The sequence below is a fragment of the Rhodoferax sp. genome (genome assembly GCF_028714215.1).
In the GTDB taxonomy this organism is placed as follows: domain Bacteria; phylum Pseudomonadota; class Gammaproteobacteria; order Burkholderiales; family Burkholderiaceae_C; genus Rhodoferax.
Genome location: NZ_JAQTMS010000006.1, coordinates 36,263 through 55,576 on the forward strand (window position 1 = coordinate 36,263; position 19,314 = coordinate 55,576).

At 55.1% G+C, this 19,314-nt stretch carries 16 protein-coding genes; 3 read left to right on the forward strand and 13 right to left on the reverse strand.

The genetic code is table 11. From position 1 onward, the window contains the following. Positions 1-2 precede the first annotated feature (2 nt). The 5 genes from PHS32_RS04265 to PHS32_RS04285 all read right to left on the reverse strand — a co-directional run bounded on the left by PHS32_RS04265 (position 3) and on the right by PHS32_RS04285 (position 7,004). Positions 3-1,814, reverse strand: coding sequence for a polysaccharide deacetylase family protein (locus PHS32_RS04265; RefSeq protein ID WP_301077597.1), 1,812 nt, complete (start codon positions 1,812-1,814; stop codon positions 3-5). 80 nt (positions 1,815-1,894) lie between these two features. Next, positions 1,895-2,128: a hypothetical protein gene (locus PHS32_RS04270; protein ID WP_301077598.1), complete on the reverse strand. Its 234-nt coding sequence runs from the start codon at positions 2,126-2,128 to the stop codon at positions 1,895-1,897. Between the two features lies 1 nt (position 2,129). Further along, a complete protein-coding gene (locus PHS32_RS04275; RefSeq protein WP_301077599.1) occupies positions 2,130-3,497 on the reverse strand; it encodes a glycosyltransferase family 2 protein in 1,368 nt (455 codons plus the stop codon). Next, on the reverse strand, positions 3,488-4,990 hold the full coding sequence (locus tag PHS32_RS04280; protein WP_301077600.1) for a hypothetical protein: 1,503 nt from the start codon (positions 4,988-4,990) through the stop codon (positions 3,488-3,490). The genes PHS32_RS04275 and PHS32_RS04280 overlap by 10 nt, the downstream gene beginning before the upstream one ends. A 37-nt stretch (positions 4,991-5,027) precedes the next feature. Then, the gene (locus tag PHS32_RS04285) at positions 5,028-7,004 is read right to left on the reverse strand and encodes a BcsE family c-di-GMP-binding protein (protein ID WP_301077601.1); all 1,977 of its coding nucleotides are present in this window, start codon (positions 7,002-7,004) and stop codon (positions 5,028-5,030) included. A 277-nt stretch (positions 7,005-7,281) separates the two neighbouring features. Here PHS32_RS04285 and PHS32_RS04290 point away from each other — a divergent pair, with 277 nt between their 5' ends. From PHS32_RS04290 to PHS32_RS04300, 3 genes are all read left to right on the forward strand, one after another. Beyond that, complete coding sequence (locus tag PHS32_RS04290; RefSeq protein ID WP_301077602.1) at positions 7,282-9,078, forward strand: polysaccharide deacetylase family protein; 1,797 nt, start codon at positions 7,282-7,284, stop codon at positions 9,076-9,078. Between the two features lie 50 nt (positions 9,079-9,128). Next, a complete protein-coding gene (locus PHS32_RS04295) occupies positions 9,129-9,836 on the forward strand; it encodes a DUF4397 domain-containing protein (protein WP_301077603.1) in 708 nt (235 codons plus the stop codon). A 75-nt stretch (positions 9,837-9,911) separates the two neighbouring features. Then, positions 9,912-11,273, forward strand: coding sequence for a hypothetical protein (locus PHS32_RS04300; protein WP_301077605.1), 1,362 nt, complete (start codon positions 9,912-9,914; stop codon positions 11,271-11,273). 9 nt (positions 11,274-11,282) lie between these two features. Here PHS32_RS04300 and PHS32_RS04305 read toward each other — a convergent pair whose 3' ends face one another. The 8 genes from PHS32_RS04305 to PHS32_RS04340 form a co-directional block, all read right to left on the reverse strand. Beyond that, positions 11,283-12,392 carry a DUF1972 domain-containing protein gene (locus PHS32_RS04305; RefSeq protein WP_301077606.1) on the reverse strand — a complete coding sequence of 370 codons (1,110 nt, stop codon included), beginning with the start codon at positions 12,390-12,392 and terminating at the stop codon, positions 11,283-11,285. A 61-nt stretch (positions 12,393-12,453) separates the two neighbouring features. Continuing rightward, the gene (locus PHS32_RS04310; RefSeq protein WP_301077607.1) at positions 12,454-13,245 is read right to left on the reverse strand and encodes a CDP-alcohol phosphatidyltransferase family protein; all 792 of its coding nucleotides are present in this window, start codon (positions 13,243-13,245) and stop codon (positions 12,454-12,456) included. Beyond that, positions 13,242-13,628: a glycerol-3-phosphate cytidylyltransferase gene (gene tagD / locus PHS32_RS04315; RefSeq protein ID WP_301077608.1), complete on the reverse strand. Its 387-nt coding sequence runs from the start codon at positions 13,626-13,628 to the stop codon at positions 13,242-13,244. Before tagD ends, PHS32_RS04310 begins: the two co-directional genes overlap by 4 nt. A gap of 65 nt (positions 13,629-13,693) precedes the next feature. Continuing rightward, positions 13,694-14,791, reverse strand: coding sequence for an acyltransferase (locus PHS32_RS04320; protein ID WP_301077610.1), 1,098 nt, complete (start codon positions 14,789-14,791; stop codon positions 13,694-13,696). A 109-nt stretch (positions 14,792-14,900) separates the two neighbouring features. Continuing rightward, positions 14,901-15,956, reverse strand: a complete 1,056-nt coding sequence (locus PHS32_RS04325; protein ID WP_301077612.1) for a cellulase family glycosylhydrolase — start codon at positions 15,954-15,956, stop codon at positions 14,901-14,903. Continuing rightward, positions 15,946-17,124 carry an O-antigen ligase family protein gene (locus tag PHS32_RS04330; protein ID WP_301077613.1) on the reverse strand — a complete coding sequence of 393 codons (1,179 nt, stop codon included), beginning with the start codon at positions 17,122-17,124 and terminating at the stop codon, positions 15,946-15,948. The genes PHS32_RS04325 and PHS32_RS04330 overlap by 11 nt, the downstream gene beginning before the upstream one ends. Before the next feature lie 101 nt (positions 17,125-17,225). Then, positions 17,226-18,422, reverse strand: coding sequence for a glycosyltransferase family 4 protein (locus tag PHS32_RS04335; protein WP_301077614.1), 1,197 nt, complete (start codon positions 18,420-18,422; stop codon positions 17,226-17,228). Further along, on the reverse strand, positions 18,419-19,309 hold the full coding sequence (locus PHS32_RS04340) for a glycosyltransferase family 2 protein (protein WP_301077615.1): 891 nt from the start codon (positions 19,307-19,309) through the stop codon (positions 18,419-18,421). Before PHS32_RS04340 ends, PHS32_RS04335 begins: the two co-directional genes overlap by 4 nt. Between the last annotated feature and the right edge of the window lie 5 nt (positions 19,310-19,314).

The window sequence follows — 19,314 nt, forward strand, 5'->3', positions numbered from 1 at the left end:
ACTCACCGGGATGAAAAGGTCAGCTGGTAGGAATAACTTCCAGGTGCCAGGGAATCGAAAACCAGGGCCGCGCGGTACTCATCGATTTTCAACACGGTCGGTTTCGTCATCCCAATTTTCATCCCCTCGACGCTTGAGCGAGCGCCCTTCTGCGGCAACATGACAATCACGCTGGCACCCTTGACGGTTTCTGTTCCGGTGATCGTGATATTGAACTCAATGCGTTTGCCGCTGCTGCTGGCTGAAAGTTTGAAGCGTTCCCGATCGCGCCACCAGTCGGCCACTTGCCCAGCCGAGGCCAGCCACAGCGGTTCGCGACGCTGTTTCAGGTGCTCAAGAAAACCCGGCATGGCGGCAGCCAGGACGCTGTCAGCCTTGAAATTCTGGCTGTGTACGCTGAGCAGGCCCAAGGCACCGGTATCCAGTGCCAAATCGAAATCGTCGATCAAGGCTTTGGTGGTTTGCTCGGCCGTCAGCTTTTCCCAATACAGGTTGATATCGTCGCGCTGGGTGCGGGGCAACACCACCAGCGCATCGGCCGGCTCCACGCCTTCGGTCTTGGTCAGCAACGGCAGGCGGCCGTCGGTCCGATTGGGATCGGCCGTATGGTGGCGCAGACCGAGCTTTTGCAGCAGTTGTTCGGTGGTTGCATCGTAGCCCTCGGTGGGTGCCCGAAAGCCGGTGATGCCCTTGATGTCGGGAATCACGGACGCCATCTCGGTTCGCATGGTCTGCATCCGCTGTTCCTGAACGCTGGCCGGTTGCCCCTTGAAACTGACATGCACATCGCCATGGTAGCCGAGCTCGAAATCGCGGCCCAATTGCCTCAGGATATCCGGGAACTGCTTGCCGACCGAGGTGAGTATGTAAAACGTGCTGCGATAGTCGAGGGAACGCATCATGGCGGCAAAAGGGACAGCGTTGGCAAAACCCTCTTCGGTGTCCATTTCAATCACCTGGGCCGCGCGCTTGCCATTAGGCCAGGCGGCCCGAACGATGGCCGGGTCCCGGCGCAACCATTGCAGCGTGTCGTCGATCAGATTGTAGGTGCCCTGCGGACGAGCTTCCCAGGCTGATTCGGCAAAGGCAAAAAAGGCGACGCGGCCCAGTTGTTCGGCGGCCTCGGTGAAAACGACAGCCCCCTCACCGCGTCGTGCATCATCGGTAACGCGCGACCAGTTCATGAAGCGTGCGGCCACCATTTCGCCCTTCAAGCGCAACAAGGCTTCAGACGTTTTGCTCAACTCCATCCGTTGCCCCGCGACCTGGGTGTGGGAGAGCGGGGACTCGCCAGTGAAAACCAGGTTGTGAGCGTCCGTGCTGGCCGGAATTTCGCCGAGTACCTTGGCGCCCAGATTTTCCAGGAATTGCCAGCCTTGCCAGTCGCCTTTGCCACTTCGGGTGCCGGTGGCCCAGGTCGAGAGCAGAGCCCCGCCTTTGGCACGGAACGCCAATATCTCGGCTCGCTCTTCGTCGCTCAGCGAGACTGCGGACGGCAGTATCAGGACGCCGCTGTCTTGTTTGCGCAACTGGGAGGCGTTCTGAATTTCCTTGAAAGCAATCTTGCGGTTGGTAAAGTAGCTGCGCCACGGCGTCAGCAACACTTCGTAATTGCCGCCGGTTCCCGAGAGATAGGTCTTGGTATTGGAGGAGGCGTAGAGAAAGACGCCGGAACCGGTTGAACCGTTGTACGAAAGTGCGCCGTTGACACCCAGCAGGGGCAGGTTCCAGCCCATGGATTTCATGAACAAGAGGTAAATCAGCGTCGGTATCGCCAGACTCAAGATGATCAAGACAGGCAGATAAGTGCCCATCCGATTGAAAACCGGACGCCGTTCACGTCTATCGGTGTCAGATAACTTCACTGCCGCGGAATGCATGACCAAGGTGCCTGTCATTGTTCATCTGAAGTTGGCTCAGTGGTCGGCTCGGTCCTGGCTTCCGGCACGTAGCGCTTGAGAAACACCGGTTCCAGCGGTCCGCCAATGTTCATCGTCTCATCGGACCGGGACCCGGTCGGCTTGCGTTTGTCGCGTAGCTTGAAGGCGGCGTAGGCGCCAACCCCCACCACCATGGTGCCGATGGTGGTGATCAGGATGACGGTAGCCAGAATGGAAATGAGATCCATGTCAGAGTTTTCCTTCTCGCTCCAGTTTTCCCCAGGTCATGGTGTGACCGCGCCACTCCTCAATGGTGGCAAAGACCTTGGAAACATCGATGATGTTAATGTAAAAAAGACGGAACATGATGGCATAAAAAATCAGCGACGGTTCTTCTTCTTCGATGACGACGCAGTACGCCGCGGCGACCACGTCCAGCACCGTGAGTTGCAGCCACCAGTAGAAGAGGAGGGTGGCCAGACCATACTGAAGACCGACGAAGACGAAAAAAAGGTTGCCCAGCAGGTTGGAAAAAGGCCACATGATGCCTTCGAACAGCATATACCAAAGAATATAGCAGTTGATCCCGGCCTTGCGTGGCTGCCACAGTGCGTGGCTGTGCTTGATGGTCGCTTGCAGGATGCCGCGAGTCCAGCGGTAGCGTTGCTTGAGCAAGTCAAGCAGGCTGCTGGGTGTTTCGACCCAGGCAATGGCGCGCGGCTCATAGGCAATGTGCCAGCCGCGCATCAGCAGCTTGAGCGTCAGGTCGCAATCCTCGGCAAAGGTATCCCGGTCGTAGCCGCCGGCCTGCTGCAGGACGGTTTTGCGAAACATGCCGAGCGGTCCGGGGATGATGTTGACCACGTGCCCAAAGCTTTGCGCCTTGCGTGCCATCGCCAGCCCTTCTACATACTCCAGCGCCTGGATGCGGGTCCACATGTTCTCGCGGTTGATCACCTTGACGTTGCCCGCCACCGCGCCAACCAGCGGATTTTCGAAGTGGCGAATGCAGACCCGCAAGGTATTGGGCGAGAGCTTGGTGTCGCCGTCCATGTTCAGGACGAACTCGCCGCGCGCCAGGGTCATGCCGGTGTTGAGGGCGTCGGCCTTGCCGCCGTTGCGCTTGGTCACCACCCGGACTTCGACATCCTGCGATTCCCGTGCCACGGCAATGGCTTTTTCATAGGTGTCATCGGTCGAACCGTCGTCGACCACGATGATCTCGAAGTTGGGGTAGTCAAGCTCCAGCAGGGCGCGCATCGCGGCCTGGATGACCGGCCCCTCGTTAAAGGCCGGAACCACCAGCGAGACCATGGGCAAGGACCGGTCTTCGCGGTACAGGATGGCGGGCTTGTCGCGTATTTTGTACAGTGACTCCAGATGATCCATGAAGGAATACAGGATCAACACGGCGAAACGAATAACCAGAAGAACCAGGAAAAACAACAGGTAATAGGTTACTGCCGCAAGCAGATAGTTTTGCAGCAAGACGACGAACGAGCCCTTGGCGTCGCGAACCGCATCGTAGCTGTAGACCAGTAGCAGGATCAGGCCGCCCACCGCGAGTGCGGCCCAGGCATAGCGCCAGGCGCGGCGCGCAACCTTCCTTATCTCCAAAGCTTTTCCAGATTTACGGTCGCAGACTGCGCACGGTAGGCGGCATTGTTGCGCCAACTGTTCAGGGACCACAAATTCAGACTGAGTGCCAGGTCGTTGGAGATCCAGCGTTTACCCCCGGCAGACAGGCTCCAGCTGGTCCCGGCATCGCCAAAAAGCCGCAGACCGGCCTGGCCGGAAGCATAGACATTCCAGTCGGCGGCGCCCCATTCCCCCAACAGACCAGCGTAGGCCGTGCCAGACCCTTGGTCCGGTGACCAATAACTCAAGGTGTTGAATTTGGCACCGCGCGCCTCCATCCCAAGGAAGGGTTTGAAGTGACTGCCAAGCGGCCGCCAGACCGAGGTAAGGTGCAGGTTGCCGGTCATGACGGTGTTGTTGTCGGAAATGTCATAGTAGTCAAGCCGCCCCGACAGATTACCGAATGAAAAATCCTTGGCCGCGTTGATGCCGGCATGAATGGCCGACAAATGGGATGCCAGCGCATTCGGATTGGTCGCCATCCGGCCCCAGTTGACCCGACCGCCGCTGAGCGCGAGCTGGTCGTCAAAAAGCTTGATGCGAGCGCTGCCGTACAGGCTGTGATCGTCTGCCGTCGGCATGCTCAACTCAAGACTGGGCTTGAGTACCAGGTTCAAACTCTGGTACCTGAGGGTGACGTCTTGCTGCTTTGCTTCGATGCCTGGCAAGGTGTCCCTGACGCCACTGGTTTCGACTTCCATGATGGTCGAACCGCTGCTGTCGCGCCAGCGGTGATTGAGGGTGACCGATTGGCGCTGGTCGTCCGTCGAATCGCTGCCACGACCGAAACTGAGCAGGGTGCGTGGGCTGATTTCACGCATCGCCAAGTTAAGACCTTCCAGTGCGCCCGTGTTGCCGGGGTCACTTGAAAGGACATTGCGATAAAGCGGCAGCGCCTGATCGTCGCGCCCGCGCCAGCGATGCACATTCGCCAAACCGACAGCAGCCTGGTTGGCGTAGCTGCCGTTGGCCAGCCCCTGGTAGGCTGGAATGGCCTCCTTCAGGCGACCGGTCCAGGCCAGGCTGTTGGCGACTATCAGTTGTAGCTCGTCGTCCGGCTTTTCCTTCGAAATCAGGGCCAATCCCTCAGTGCCGGCGGCCTGGTAATCGCCGGCCGCATTGAGGTCGACAATGCGCTGCTGATCCGGACTGCGTTTTGGCAGCGCTGATTCCACTGGCTGGGTTTTTTCCACCGAGCCCGCTTCGGGCGGTGGGATATATTTGAAAGGTGCCAGTGGCAGCAAGTCGCCCGAAGGTGTCGTGATACTTTGGCGACCACCTGCGGCACCGGGCGAAAAATCGGTGGTGTCGGCCAGGCTTGGCAGAGGCAAGGCCTGACAAAACAGCAAGGCCACCAGTCTCCATCCCAATGACTTGGCATGACAGGCCGTTATCGGTCGAGCGGTGAGGGGGAACTGGATCGGTTTCATGTTGCTTGCGCGACCTTTGATGACTCGATGTAATTGTTGCATGGAAGTTCCTCGCGGAGACGCTCTGGCCGGCATTAAATCAATCGGTTGGGTCCTTGGGCGCAAGCTTCTCTTTGGGCTCACTTGCCGAGGCCGCGGGCGGCGCGGCGCGAGTTGCCCAAGGGACCTCTTTCTTCCCAAAGACCGGGGCCTGGGGTGTGCCGTGGAAGCCAAAACCCTGGACCACGGCCGGGTTATCTGGCGCTCTGGCCATTGGGGCCGTCGCCAATCCCCGCTTGACTGGGGGCGCGACGGGTGGTCTTGCAGCATTGGCAAACAGCGCCTGGTCAGGCTGGTCGCGCGTCTTTTCAGCGCTGACTGCCAAGGTGCTGGGTGTCTCCGTGGTTCGAGCGACCGCAGCGGCTGGCGCCTGGGCTGGCGTCGGTGCAGGCGGTTGCGGCGCTTCTGGGGACGACTCCGCGCCCGGCAACTCCGCTGGCTGGGGAGTCTCGCTCAGCGACGAATAGTCAGGCAGATCGCCGCGCTCGGCAACGTGAGACAAGGCCGCCAATTCGGAATCGATCTCAGCGCGCGCAATCAGGAATCTGACGCCGTCGAAAGCGGCGTCCACCGGCATGCCCAGAAGTCTTTCCAAAGTCGCCAGCAGGACTGTTTGCGGGCAGGCGTTCAGGAAAAGATAGCAGTAGCTGGTGTCGGCTGTGATCAGATCGCCGGAGCGCGACAAATTGATATGCCCCAGGATGTCGATCATGGTCGTGCTTGGGGCCGGCTTGCCGATGACAATCGCGCACGGAATGTTCAGCGTCTCGGCCCGATCAAGAATCACCTCGACCTCGCGTGCAAAGCGCAAGGGAAGCAGGTAGCCGCGTAACCTGGTGGGGGTCACGCTGGCCAGCGCGGCTTCAAAATTGATGTTGACGTCGCGGCTAAAAAGTTGCCCTTTGAGCGACTCCAGCAGCAGCGGCAGGCGGCTGGTCGGCACATCTTTGTGGACCACCAGATTGACGCCAAGGCGCAACAGCAAGGCCTCGTTCTGGTAGCGCAGGGAAGCCCCTTTTTCCTGCACCACGATATGGGCGCGCCGGCCCAGGTTGAGTCGCAATGTGTGGACCGTCTCGGCGAGTTGCCGCAGGCTGGTGTCCGGCTGAAATCTGAGAATGGATGTCGCCGAGCGGGTGACGCGGGTGGCGTGCATCATTCCGACCAGAGTATCCACGCGCTGCCAGACTCCAGGCATCTGCTTGGCGACACTGTTCAGGTCGGGGTCCATGTAGAAGAAATGAGGTTCCGCGTCTTCGACCTCTGCCACCGGTTGATTGGCGTCTTCGCCCGCAATCTGCTCCACGGGCGCGGCTTTGGTGGTGGCTTCGTAGAGTCCGGAATCGAGCGTTGTCAGGCGGTAATTCCTGGCCGCGATGGTGCCCTCCGGCGACTGCCAGTAATCGAACGTGATTTCCAGGCCTTCCTTGTCCCCACCCAGACGGGCAATACCGGTCAAGTTGTCCATCAAGGCATTGATGGTGTCGGAGTGCGCTTCCGTGACGCGCGAAAAAACCGCCAGCATGGTCACTTGCCTTTGCTCCAGCCATTTCCTGAGAACATCGACCTGGTCCAACGCCAGGGAGATATCGTGCAGGCTCAGCAGTTCATCGGCCTGGTCGAAAATAAGATAACTATTTTCTGGAATGCCAAAATGCTCCAGTTCCCGCACAAAGCCTTCCGCGCCGTAGCGGAACATGGTCTTGGAAAAATCGTCCTGCATCACAAACAGCTGAAGACGATTGGCGCTGATCAGCTCTGGTGTAATAGAGTTGTCGAACGATTCAATTCTCTGAACAAACAGCTCTGGATTTGCAGGAACAATGACGGTACATGCCAAGCCCTCCTTGATGGCGCTGCCAAGGCTTCCGGCCAACATTGGAAAGCGGGCTGACGGTGTTTCCGCGATCAGGACATACAGACCGCCGCCTATCATGTTGTTGGTCAGATTGGTCAGACCACGAATGCCGATCCGAACGACCGGTACGGTCGGTGTGGGGGCGGCTTTGTCATTCATAACGAGGTCTCATTTTGTAACTTTTATCATAATCGATTTGAATGTTTCCAGATGAACGATCTTGCTGTTGTTGACCGGTCAAATAGAGGGTGTGCATATGCTTTTCTGGCGTAAGTTGTCGGTGCAACGAGGGCTGGGTGCTTTTTGCTCGGTGTGCCTGGCCTTGGCGTTGTTGCCGCTGGGTGCCGATGCCCAGCCCTTGCCGTCCAAAGTGTCCTCGGGGCCCGCCGGCGGCCCGTCCACCGACTTCTTTGTACCTGCCGGATTCTTCAAGAAGTTGGCCGCTGATCCGAAAGAGGCAACTGCCGCGCCAGACGCGGCAGCCAGCCCCATGGCGGCGGTGGCGGCGCCTTTTGTGCCGGCAACGCCGATGGCCCCCAGAGTACTGCTCTACGCATCGCCCACGACCCGTGCCTTTTTCGCCGCTGGCGGCTTTGATGCCGGGGAAAACGTTCGGACCTGGGAAGTATTCCTGCGCAAATACAGGATTCCATTCCAGGTACTGCCGTCGGTGGAGCAACTTGAAAAATCCCAGCCGGGGGTACTTTTACTGCCTTCAGCAGTGGCCCTGTCCGAGCGCGAGAAACAGGCCGTGATGGACTTCCGGGCCAAGGGTGGCGGGGTTCTGGCAACCTGGCTGGCTGGCATACGCAACGAGAACGGCGAATGGCGCGGTCTGGACTTCATGCAGAGGGCTTTGGATGTCAGGGTCGTGGGCAACACCGAAGCCGATGAAAATGATATCTTCATGATGCCGCATGGCGACAACCCGGTGACGCACAACTTGCCTGCGGGTTTGCGGATTTGGCTGGAACGTGTCAAGAACTGGTACCCCATCCGGATGGTGGGGCGACATCCCGCAGCCAACATCATGGACTGGTCGCGTACGTTGGTCACTGACAAGCCAAGTAGCACCATCGTTTTTGATGAGCGAGTGCAGTTTTCAGGCCGGTTGTCGCGCTCCGTGGTCCTGGGCTATCCCGAGCGGCTGTGGCTTTCTGCTGATCCGAAGCTGCTGGAGGCGATTGCCCACAATTCCTTGATGTGGTTGTTGCGTCAGCCCGATGCCTATGTCGCGGCCTGGCCTGATCCTTATGCCAGTGCTTTTGTGCTGGCGGTTGATTCGGCTGATGATTTTGCCGAAGCCGACTTGAGCTTTGCCAAGCAATTCGAAGATGCCGGCGGGCGGGCCACTTACTACGTGCTGAGTGAAAACGTCAAAAAATCTGCGGATATCCTGAGGAAAATTCAGGCGCACGGGCATGAGTTGGGCTTTCTGGGGGACCGCTTCAAAGGTTTCAAGGACCAGTCTTCGGCCGAGCAGGCAAAGCGACTCGATACCATGCGCAGGGAAGTCAGAGACGCTGGCATCGATATCGCGACGGAAGCCGGCTTCCATGCCCCCATGGAGTCGTACGACAAGAACACGGAGAGACTTCTGGCGGAGCGCTCATTCGGACATTACATCGCGTTCATGGACGGGTCGGATGCGCGCTTGCCTTTCTTCCCCCCGGTCGGCGCGGGGGGCACCAAATCAGCGGGGTCCATGGTTGGATTACCCAGAACACAAGGTGGTCCGGAAGATGAAGAACGGGACCCTGCCAAAGGGCTGCAGGAGTTCTTCGGTGAGCTTGACCTGGTTGAGCAAATGGCCGGTTTGGCGGTTGTCAGAATGCCGAATCAAAGTTCCCTCGACAAAGTGCAAACGGCAGAATTTTTCAACCATCTGAAGGCGCGTAGCAACAGGATGTGGTTGGCCACGGGCGGGCAGGTGGCTGACTGGTGGCGCGAGCGGGCGCGCGTCAGTGCCCGATTGGAGTCCAGTGCGGTGGCACCTCTTTTAATCGTTAGGATCATGGGCGGCGGGCCGTCAAGGCGGGCAGCAGCCGTTTGGGTCAATCTTCCGGAGTCCGGGGGCGTGTTGCGGGTGGTAGCCGCTGGCAACTATGCAAAGACGCCAAAGATCGCCAGCGTCGATGCCTGGCGGACTGCCGTTGTACTTGACGGATTTGCTCCCGGAGAATACCAGTGGTATCTGTATTTTGGCCGCCCGACAGCAAGCGCCGGCAAGTGACTCGCGCCGGCGGTTGGTGTGAATGGTATTTTCAGGATTGAAAGATTGACATGCAATTTCGAATCGGAACGAACTTTTTCAATTTGGTGTTCGCGGCACTGCTGGCTTGTCCAGGCATTGGCGTCAGGGCGCAGCCAACCGGTTTGCTGTATGACCCTGAACCCCCGGCCGATTCTTCCTACGTGCGCGTGATACTTGCCAGCCGTGACGGAACGGTCGACATCTGGGTCGACGGTCGATCGCGCATTCAAAAACTGGCGACCGGCGAGGCCAGCGAATTCATGGTACTGCCGGCGGGGAAGCACAGCATCGCGATCCATCCCGCAGGCAAACCCGCGGCCCATCTTTCGACCATGCTGGATGTGGTACGGGGGCGGGCCATGACGGTGGCGTTCACGGCGCTGCGGGCGGACTCCGTGCCCATCGTATTCGAGGATAAAACCAACGCCAATAAACTCAAGGCGTTATTGGCTGTTTACCATCTGGATGCCAAGTCCGGACCCCTTGATGTGCTGACCGTGGACGGCAATACCAAGGTGTTTTCGGGCGTCGCTTATGGCACTTCCAAATCCATTGCGGTGAACCCGATCACTGTCGAGTTGAGCGCCGCCAAGAGCGGCGACAAGGTGCCGCAGGCCAGTGCCTCGCTAACCATGACACCGGGCGGCACCTACAGTATTTTGTTGCTGCCTGGTGAAGGTGGCAAATTGGTTGCGCGGGCCGTGCAAAATAAAATAGAGCGCTACACCGGCAAGTAGCCCTGAAAATTTACCCCTTAGCGAAAAAGAGAAACGATGAAAAGACGCACGGTTATCAGACGGCTAAATACCGCAATGCTCACCAGCCTGCTTGGCGTGGCGGTCGCTCATGCGGCCGATGCGGGAATGGGCATCGTCGGCAAGAACGACTGGCTGTTTTATCGTTACGAGATGACAGAGGCCAATGACGCGGCAGCGACCGACGCTTCACTCGACCTGATACAGCGCTTGAACAAACTGCTTGCCGCCAATGGCACCAGCATGGTGGTGGCCATGGTCCCCTTGAAGATGCGTATTTATGCCGAGCATCTGCCGGACGACATCAAGATCAACGCCTTCATGGCTGGCAACTACGAGCGTATGCGCCAGGCACTGCAGTCGACCCGGGTGAATGTGATTGATCTCAATACAGCGTTTTTGAACAGCCCCCTGCGCACCAGCGACACGCCGCTGTTCTTCCGGCTCGACACCCACTGGACACCCACGGGAGCCATACTGGCGGCCGAAACCGTGAAGGCCGGAATTGGCGCCAATCCAGCCTTGCAGAAGGAGTTGGAGGCGACGCCTGAAGAGGGTTTCAAGATGGTCCTGGCCAGCCGCAAGCGGCCCTCCGTCAGTCGCGACCTGATTGAACAACTGCCGCAAAATTCCCTGACCTTTGCGCCTGAACAAGTTGTTCGAGTCAACGTCAATCGTGCGCGACCACCCAAGGAAGATTTGCTGGGCAATGCGCCAATTCCGGCGATCGCCTCGGTAGGCAGCAGCTACTCGCGCGACTGGACTGGTTTTACCGACGCCCTGCGCTATCAGCTGCAGCGCGATATCGTGAGCGTTGCGGTGGGTGCCGATCAGGGGTCCTGGGTCGGCATGGAGAGCTATTTGCGTGACGACACCTTCCAGACCAAAGCGCCCAAGCTATTGATTTGGGAAATGCCGGAGCGGGACATGCGCGCGCCGCCCGACTACAAATTTCGTGAAACCCGCTACATCAGCAACAACACCGAATGGCTGTTGCGCGTATCGGCCCTGGTGCAGGCCAGTTGCAAACCGTCGGCCATAACGGCCAAGCTGGCGCACGCCGGACTTGCCGCCAATGCAGCCAATGTGAAGGGCGCGGAACTCGTCACCGGGCCGACCAATGACAACGATTTCATCGAGATCGGATTCGATAAGCCGATTGAAAAGCTCGATTACCTGGCTGCACGTGTGACTACCGCTGGATCGAAAACGTTGACCTTCGAGGGCTCTGGCCCGGGCGTGGCAACGCGCCGATTTAGTTTGAATGTGCCTGGTGATGATGCGGCGCATGCCGTTAAAACGCCGCTACCCTCGAATGCAGGAGGGTTTACCAAAGTGCGTATTTATCCGGGTAAGAGCAATGGCTTTGCATTGCAAGGTTTGCAGGTGTGCCGGCAGCCGGAGGATCTTCTCAAGTAATGACCTGATTCAGGCCGACAGGTACTGGGTCAGCAGTTCTTCGTACTGCTTCAGCACGTCAGGCCAGGTGAAGGCGTCCTGAAAGCGAATCAGCGCATGCTGACGCAAGGTCGCCAAGCGGTCCGGGTTGGCGATCAGTTCGTCCATGCGGCAGGCGAATTCCTCCGCGCTTTTGAAATAGACAGCGGCTTCCGGTCCTGCCACCCAGCGGTTAAACCGGTTGTCGTGCGCGACCACGGCGTTGCCCGCACCCAGTGCCTCCACCAACGACGGGTTGGTGCCGCCCACCTGATGGCCGTGCACGTAGCCCGCGCAGTGAACCCGCAGCGACTGCACCACTGTTTTGTCGTAGATGGCACCTACAAAACGTACCTCGGCGCTGGCGGCCGCTTTCACCGCGCAGTGATAGGTGTTGTTAGGGTCATAGTTGCCCAGCACCACCAGTTTCATGCCCCGCGGCTTGGCAGAGTACCCTTTCACAATTTCAAGCAGGGAGTTTTCCGGCTCTGCCCTTGCAATGACCGTCCAGAAGCGGCCCGGTTCCAGCCCCAGACCAAGCGACTCAACCGGCTGCACGGACGCGGCGGTGATGGCATCGGCGCCATACGGAATGGTGGTGATTTTGCTGCCCGTTACCCGTGACTGCAAATGCAGCTTGATCTGTGGGTGGTCGGCTACCAGATGGTTGCCCAGCCAGCAGCCGGCCCAGTCGTTCAGCCAGAACCAGGTCTTGGCCGCGGAGCCCCATTTGGCGCGTGACCACTCGATGCCGTCCATGTTGATCAGGTTGGGTATGCCCTTGAGTCGCAGCAGCGCGCAAAACACAGCGGTGTTGTAGCCCAATGTCAGGCACAAATCCTTGCGCTTTGAAGCATGCACCGTGGCTTGCCAGTCGAACACGATCGTGCCCTTGGGCCCCTCTTGCGTCACCGGTATGTGCACCCGCTCCACGCCTTGCCAAGTGTCGGTAAACATCGGACCATGGCCGTCGTCCTGGCAGTAGACGACGACGCGCCAGCCCTTGGCAACCAGATAGAGCGACAAATGCTCGGCAAAGGTTTCAAAACCGCCGTGAGCAGCGGGGATGCCGCGGGTGCCAAGGATCCTCAGAATTCTCATGGATGAACCAACAGCATTGTCACGTTATTGATCCGGAAAACAGAAATCGACAACAGCAAAATTATTTGATCCTCTCAAGTACTTTATAAAATTTATAGCTGACTCTGAACATTTGAATCAAACCAATTATCGCCATGGCATACAAATACATAAACCTGAGACTGTACGATGCAGATACCCACAGTTCAAAAGCAGTACAGGCCAACAAGATGAAGATCTGCCCTTGATTGGAAAAAATCTCTCGAAAAAGAAATCGAATCTTCTGCTTCCGAGGGGCTTCTTTCCAGTTAACCTTGTCATGCTGATATATGCCGGAAAACTCGGTTGGGATTTCTTGATCTTTGAAAATTTTATCCATCATTACTCTGAAAGAGGCCGACTGCCCATAGGCACTAAGCCACATGCCAGTAACCAAGCCAGCCCACAAACCTAATTCATTTTCGGTCTGGGAAAAAGCGGCAATACCGATCCCGAGGAAGAGAACAGGGGTATAAAAATAATGAACAAGCGCATCAAAATAGGAGCCACCGAGGCCTGATGTTTTCCCGTAGAAATGAAAATTCGCTCTCGCGACTTCGCCATCAATATGATCAAGAATGTTGTAAACAAGAAGGAAAATGGCGCCTAAAAACGGCAAAAACAAATCATTGGAAGCCTGTAGAAAAGAACCTGCCAGTGCAAAAATAAGGCTGACAATGGTAACAAAATTTGCAGATACACGCCATCTAACTAATAGGGCACTAAAAATGGGAGAAAAATAGCGAATGAAATACAAAGATGTCACGTAGGGTTCTGTGTACCCTTTTGATGTGATGGCTCTGATTTCTGCTAGGTCAATTTTTCTTGAGTTCATTTGCGAAGTCTTCTTATTGTTCCCGAAGTGGAAATCTCCGGCGTTCTGGGAAGATAAATTACTTCGCAGTATTCTTTCAAAAAGTCAAACTCGCCTGTCCAGTCACTACCCATCACAAATATATCAATGGAGTATTTTTTCACGTCGCTGATCTTCTGGTTCCAATTTTTTTCAGGAATTACGAGATCAACGTAGCGGATTGATTCAACAATAATTTTCCTTTCTTTATACTTATACAGAGAGGATTTGTGTTTTATCGCATTGAATGGATCGGTTGAAAGCGCTACCACAAGATAATCGCCAAGGTCTTTAGCCCGTTGCAGTAACCGGATGTGCCCGTGGTGGAGCAAATCATAGGTGCCGTAGGTAATGACACGTTTCATTTCTGTTTCTCCAATATATTATCAATTTGTTACCCAATTCTAGCCGATGAGCTTCAAAGTAAAAATCAAGGCTCCTCGGACAAATATCTGATTCGCTTTACAGCCTGCATTTTCACCTTAGCTCGAATAGATTCAATTCGATCACCGATCGTCCAATTGAGAGCGACCGCAAACACAATAGAGAAGATCGCGTTGGAAATAGAAATGAATAATTCGTTCGTGATATCGAGTTGCTTGAAGAAAAGTCCAAGCACAAAGATCACCAAAAAATGACCAATGTAGATTGGGTAACTAAGGTCTCCAATTTTTCCGTCAAACTTGTACTGGTTCTGAAATGCAAAGGTAAGCGGCAGAAAGAGAATGAAACACGAGAATAATATTGGCGCTTTGTACAGGCCACTAACTGGTACAACAAAATACAGCACAGAAAAGGCGGCAAGAACGATGGTGACGATGAGGGAGCTTTTCTTCAGGGCTGCTCCAAAAAACTTTCGATAAAGCGGAAGCAATATTTGATGCGATAACGAACCAACAAGAAAAAATGCCAATTCAGTGGGAAAGAAACGATAAGTCCAAGGGTCATTTTTTCCAATACCATTGACTATCAAAACGACCCGCAATAGCAGCGAACAAACCAGCAATGTGAGTAAAAGTTTTCTTCTTGGCAAAACGAACGGTGCTATCAGATAGAAACTCAACTCCACGCCGAGTGACCAAGCTTGCGGAATAAGCAGTCCCTTCCACAGGGCGAAGTCTGAATTATTGAAGTTAGTGGCAAAAACCAGATTATCAGAACGGACTGCGGAGAACATAATCCAGTCTTGACCAAAAAGAAGAGCGTTTGTCAGAGCCAGCGAGATATCGGCAGACAGTGGCATATCCCTGTACAGCTCAAAAAACTGTGGGTTGGCCAACAGGTAGATGACTAGCGTTAATGAGGCGACTGCAAAGTAAAGCGGATAAAGCCGCAAGAAACGGCTTAAATAGAAAGTTGCTTTTCTTCCGTATCCACCGCGCTCTGTTAGGACGTAAGAAATCAGGAAGCCGGAAGTAATATAAAACAACTGGACGGCATTGCGCGGACCGACAAACACCAGGCCACTGTTCCATGGTGAGTGTGCGAAGACAACGGCAAGCGCAAAGATGGTTCTTAGAATCCCCATTTCATTCGTCTAGTTAAGTCAGTTGTGACCTTAAGATTCCCCCTTTCAAAGTGGCTTACAAAGGCAAAAATCTTTGAATACTCGCCCTATATGATTTATCACGGTAATGTCATTTGCTGCTATTTCTCATCTTGGTGCGAAGAATTGTCATCACCGGCGCATGCGGTGAGCGCTTTGTTATTGCCGGTGATTCTGAATCAATTTCGGAATCCCAGCCAGGCCAGCCACGAAAATCGTGGTACATCCACGACCACCCCTTAGCCTCAAAATAGTCCACAGAGTCTGAAATATATCGCGGTGCGCTGCCCTGCGGAGCCCACCTCGCAATACTGAACTCGCCCACCAAGATTGGCACGTTATTCTTGGTGGCGAAGAGATCAACAATCGACAGTAGTTTGTATAGCTCCCCCCGATTTACATTCATTGCTGGCGTTGTCCCATAGGTAAGTGGTTTTGACAAGTCCTTCAATACGCCTTGATGAGTCAGCGCGAAAGGCGAGTACGAGTGGAAACTGTATACAACATTGTCGATTGGCAGTGTCTTCATGTTATTGAAAGATGAGGTCGTGGCGTCAGGGGCAGACTCAACGATTAGCACCCGGCGCGGATCAACAGAGCGAATCTCCTTACCAAGGGTCTCAGCATAAGCCAACCACATGGACTGTCGATCTTCGTAAGTTCGGCCCGGGGGCACGGGTTCATTGAGCAGGTCAAAACCCGCAACGCTTTGGAGATTCCGATAACGAACTGCTAACAGTTTCCACTGCATTATGAAAGATTTTTGAAGTAAAGACGACGTCCATAAAGGGCCACGTTCATCCCCCATCGGACGCAAGACTACGAAGGCGTAGATTGACCGCGCTGCTAACGCGTGAATTAGTGCATCAAGATTATTGAGATCTGTTTGTGGGAGATCGTAAGATACACATTCATTGCATCGCTTCAAAAAAACACTTATCCGCACCATATTTGCGCCAGTGCTGGCGAGAGCATCAAGATCAGCAGAACTGCGCTGACTGCTCACATCTTCTATGTGGAAGCCACGAAAACGACTATTTCGGAAATCGTTGGCGGTAATTTCATAGGCAACGGCGGGTAAAAATGTGATGAGTGTCAGTGTCGTTAAGCAAAGCCGAATAGCAATGCGCCAGCAACTACGATTCATTAAACTGCCCCTTTCGCGTATCAGTTGCAACTCCGAGTGTAAGCGCCAAGCTGCCCCAAATAATGAAAGCGTACGAAGGTGTCAAAAATAGCGGGTTTACAGCGCAGTCAACCGCGATGGAAATCGCTAGGAATGCCATCGCATGAAAGAAAGCGGCCGTCTTCAAATTTTTCATGGCGCAGCGAACGAATAGCCTAATAGATACAAAGATTCCGATCAACCAAAGCCCGAGAGCCACCACCCCACCTTCTTTTAGTAGATCCAGAATATCGCTATGGGTCGGGATGTTTAGACTTCGCGTGTATTCAATGTACGTCTCACCAGATGCGGCAGTATAGGCTTGCCCCCATATTGGTGATTGAAGGAATGCTGTAAACACATTTCCATATTGATGAAGTCGAACGTCCATATTTCCAGATGGCAGATACTCGCGAAAATAGATGAAACCAAGTATTGACGAGCCGACAACAGCGACAAGTACGATCATACCTACAACACGAATTGCGGTTTGCCACTTCGAGGATACACTAGTATCTACATAAACCAAACCGATGTAACTTATCGCAGAAATTCCGTTGATGTATCCCGTAAGTTTCTGGGTTAAAATGGTGGCAGTCGCGAGCAGGAAGAGTGCAAGTAGTTTCCCGACTATTTTCTTTTGAACAAAAAACAAGTAAACAAAGAAGGGTTGAACCAGAAACTCAATACTATGCAACACCGCGACTTTTCCAAAGTAAATAATAGAGCCAGCAACAGCGACGCACGATGAAACTCCCCACAGAAAGAGGAATGGCCTTACGATTTTTTTGGTGTTGCCGACTTCTCTACCCCAGATATAGAATAGAGGAGTCAGCAACATGTAGATGCCTAAGACGAGGAACGTTTCCTTTACATCAAGTATAAATCGCGCGTAGAGGGAGCCGATCGTGGCAAAGGATCCAAGCAGTAAAAATGGCCAAAGCCACGAAAACCAACCGGTGAAATCTATTCGAGGTGCGCCCCCGAGAGTTCTGCCAACAATATACAGCGTAAAAGCGGGCAGAAATACTAGTAGTGGAATATGTTTCAGCACCAAAGCATTTCTTAACGGGATTCCGAAAATTGCTTCCGATATGGTTACGAATAGCGCGAATGAAAAGGCAATCCAGAGTGGGTATTCGGAAAACATGACCCTTTGACACTCTTTCAATCGGCCCGGACCGCTCATATCATGAATTGTTGTAAGAGGTGGACTATCCATTTGATTTGATGTAATTAATAACCTGTTGTCTATGGATGATTGCAGACCATTGATAAGAAAAGCTTTTGGAATTTGGTCTGCATTCTTTCAACCGAAAACTCTGCATCAAATCGCACCTTCCCTGCCTGCCCCAGGCGAGCGCGCATGGCATCGTCACACAACAGCGTCTCAAGCACCGCAGCCAGTGCGTCGGCATCGCGCGGGTTAAATGTCAGCCCGGTAATGCCGTCCACAACGATTTCAGTCAGGCCGCCAAAACGTGCGGCAACCACCGGCTTGCCCATGGCCATGGCTTCCACGGCCACCAGGCCAAAAGGCTCTGGTTCGGTTGAGGGTACGCATACGATGTCAAGCGCCGCGTAGGCTGGCCAGATGTCATTGGAAAAACCCTGCATCACGATATGGTCGCGCATCGGTGATCGGGCGATCCGCTGACTTAGCTGAAGCTCGAAATTCTCCTGCCCGGGCGGCGGGCTGCCGATGAATACGACGGAGAAATCCTTGATTCCCTTGCCGTGCAAAATCTCTACTGCGTCCAGCAACAAGCCGTGACCCTTCCAGCGGTTGATGCGGCCGACCAGGCCAATGGCCAGTCGACTGCCCCCAGGGTGAAACTTGCGAAGCAGTTCCTCGATGTGGTTCTTATCGATCCGGCTCGGCGCGTGCACTCCATTCCAGATCACGCTCATTTTCTTCTTCAGGCTGGCTTGCGCACCAGCGAGCCATTGGTAAGTAGCCTGGGAGTTGCACACAACATGGTCCGCGAAAAATTGCAGCAGCAAGGGGAAGATGCGTGCCGCAACCCACGGGTGTTCAATGATCTCGTGCACATGCCAGAGGTGGGGCAGGCGACGCTTGTGAGCCCATAGCGCGCCACCTAGCACGGCTATCGTATTGGAGTGCACAAGATCCACCTTGCGCCCGCGCAATACCCGGTCATAGGCGGGCAACGCAGCCCGTTTTTCGCGCACCAGTTCCAGCACGCCTTTGAAACTGAATCTTGCGCGGGTCACCTTGAGCATCGGAAGTACATGGAACTCGATTCCGCGTTGCTCAAGTTCCTGCGTAAGCAGGCCAGTGTCCGGCAGCAATACAACTGACTGGCCGCCCAGCTTCTTTACTCCTTCGGCCAGATACAACAGGATCTTGTCGGAACCATACATGTCCGAGGACTGGTGAAAAAAGGCAATCAACTTGCCTTGCAGAGGCAAACTGCGCGTGTTCACGATGGCTCCACCGAGTGGACTTCATCGGCTCGTCCTTCCAGATCTGCGAGGCTGTAGCGCCCGCCCAGCCTGGTCGCCACGACTTCGACATAGCGGGGTGTTTCGTCCACCGCATAGCGATAGCAAATTGTCTCCGAGCGATAGCCGCCGCTGAACAGGCGCTCGATACGACGCCCGAGCATGATGAGCTGCCGCAGCGACTTGCTGCGAAAGGCACCAAATTGCCGGCGGATTTTTTCGACTTCTTTCGCCATCTCCGGGTGTGTGCTGAGATTGCTTCCGTCTATGCCAAACACGGACAAATATTCCGGAATGTGTTTGATCACCGTCCCGGCCGCGGCGACGCGCAAAATCAGATCCTTGTCGGCCGCATAGCGGTATTGGCTGTCCAGGCGAAGCAAGCCGCTATCCCACAGGTGCCTGCGGTAAAAAATGGTTGCCGACTGCATGTTGAGAAAACCATTGACCACATAGGCACGACGGAACGGAATCTCCCGGCGCAACGCCACCGGACGGCCCAGTAAATCGGCGACGATGTAGTTGCCGAATACCACATCCACCTCGGGGTGCATATCGAAAAATGTCTGTACCCTGGCCAAGGTACCGGGCAAGTATTGTTCATCCGAATTCAGCCACGAGAGAAACTCGCCTCTGGATCGGGCCCAGGCGCGGTTGATGGCGTCGTACATGCCGGTGTCTTTTTCACTCACGGCCTGCAGCTCAGACTGCTCCGACAGCCACGCGGGTGTCCCATCCGAGGATTGGGCGTCCTGCACCAGATGTTCCAGCGTTACGCCGCTCTGCCCGCGTACCGAGCCGACGCAGCGCTTCAGCTTGTCCAGCGAGTTGCGCGTCGGGGTGGCGATGGAAAAGCGGACGCTGGTCATGTTGT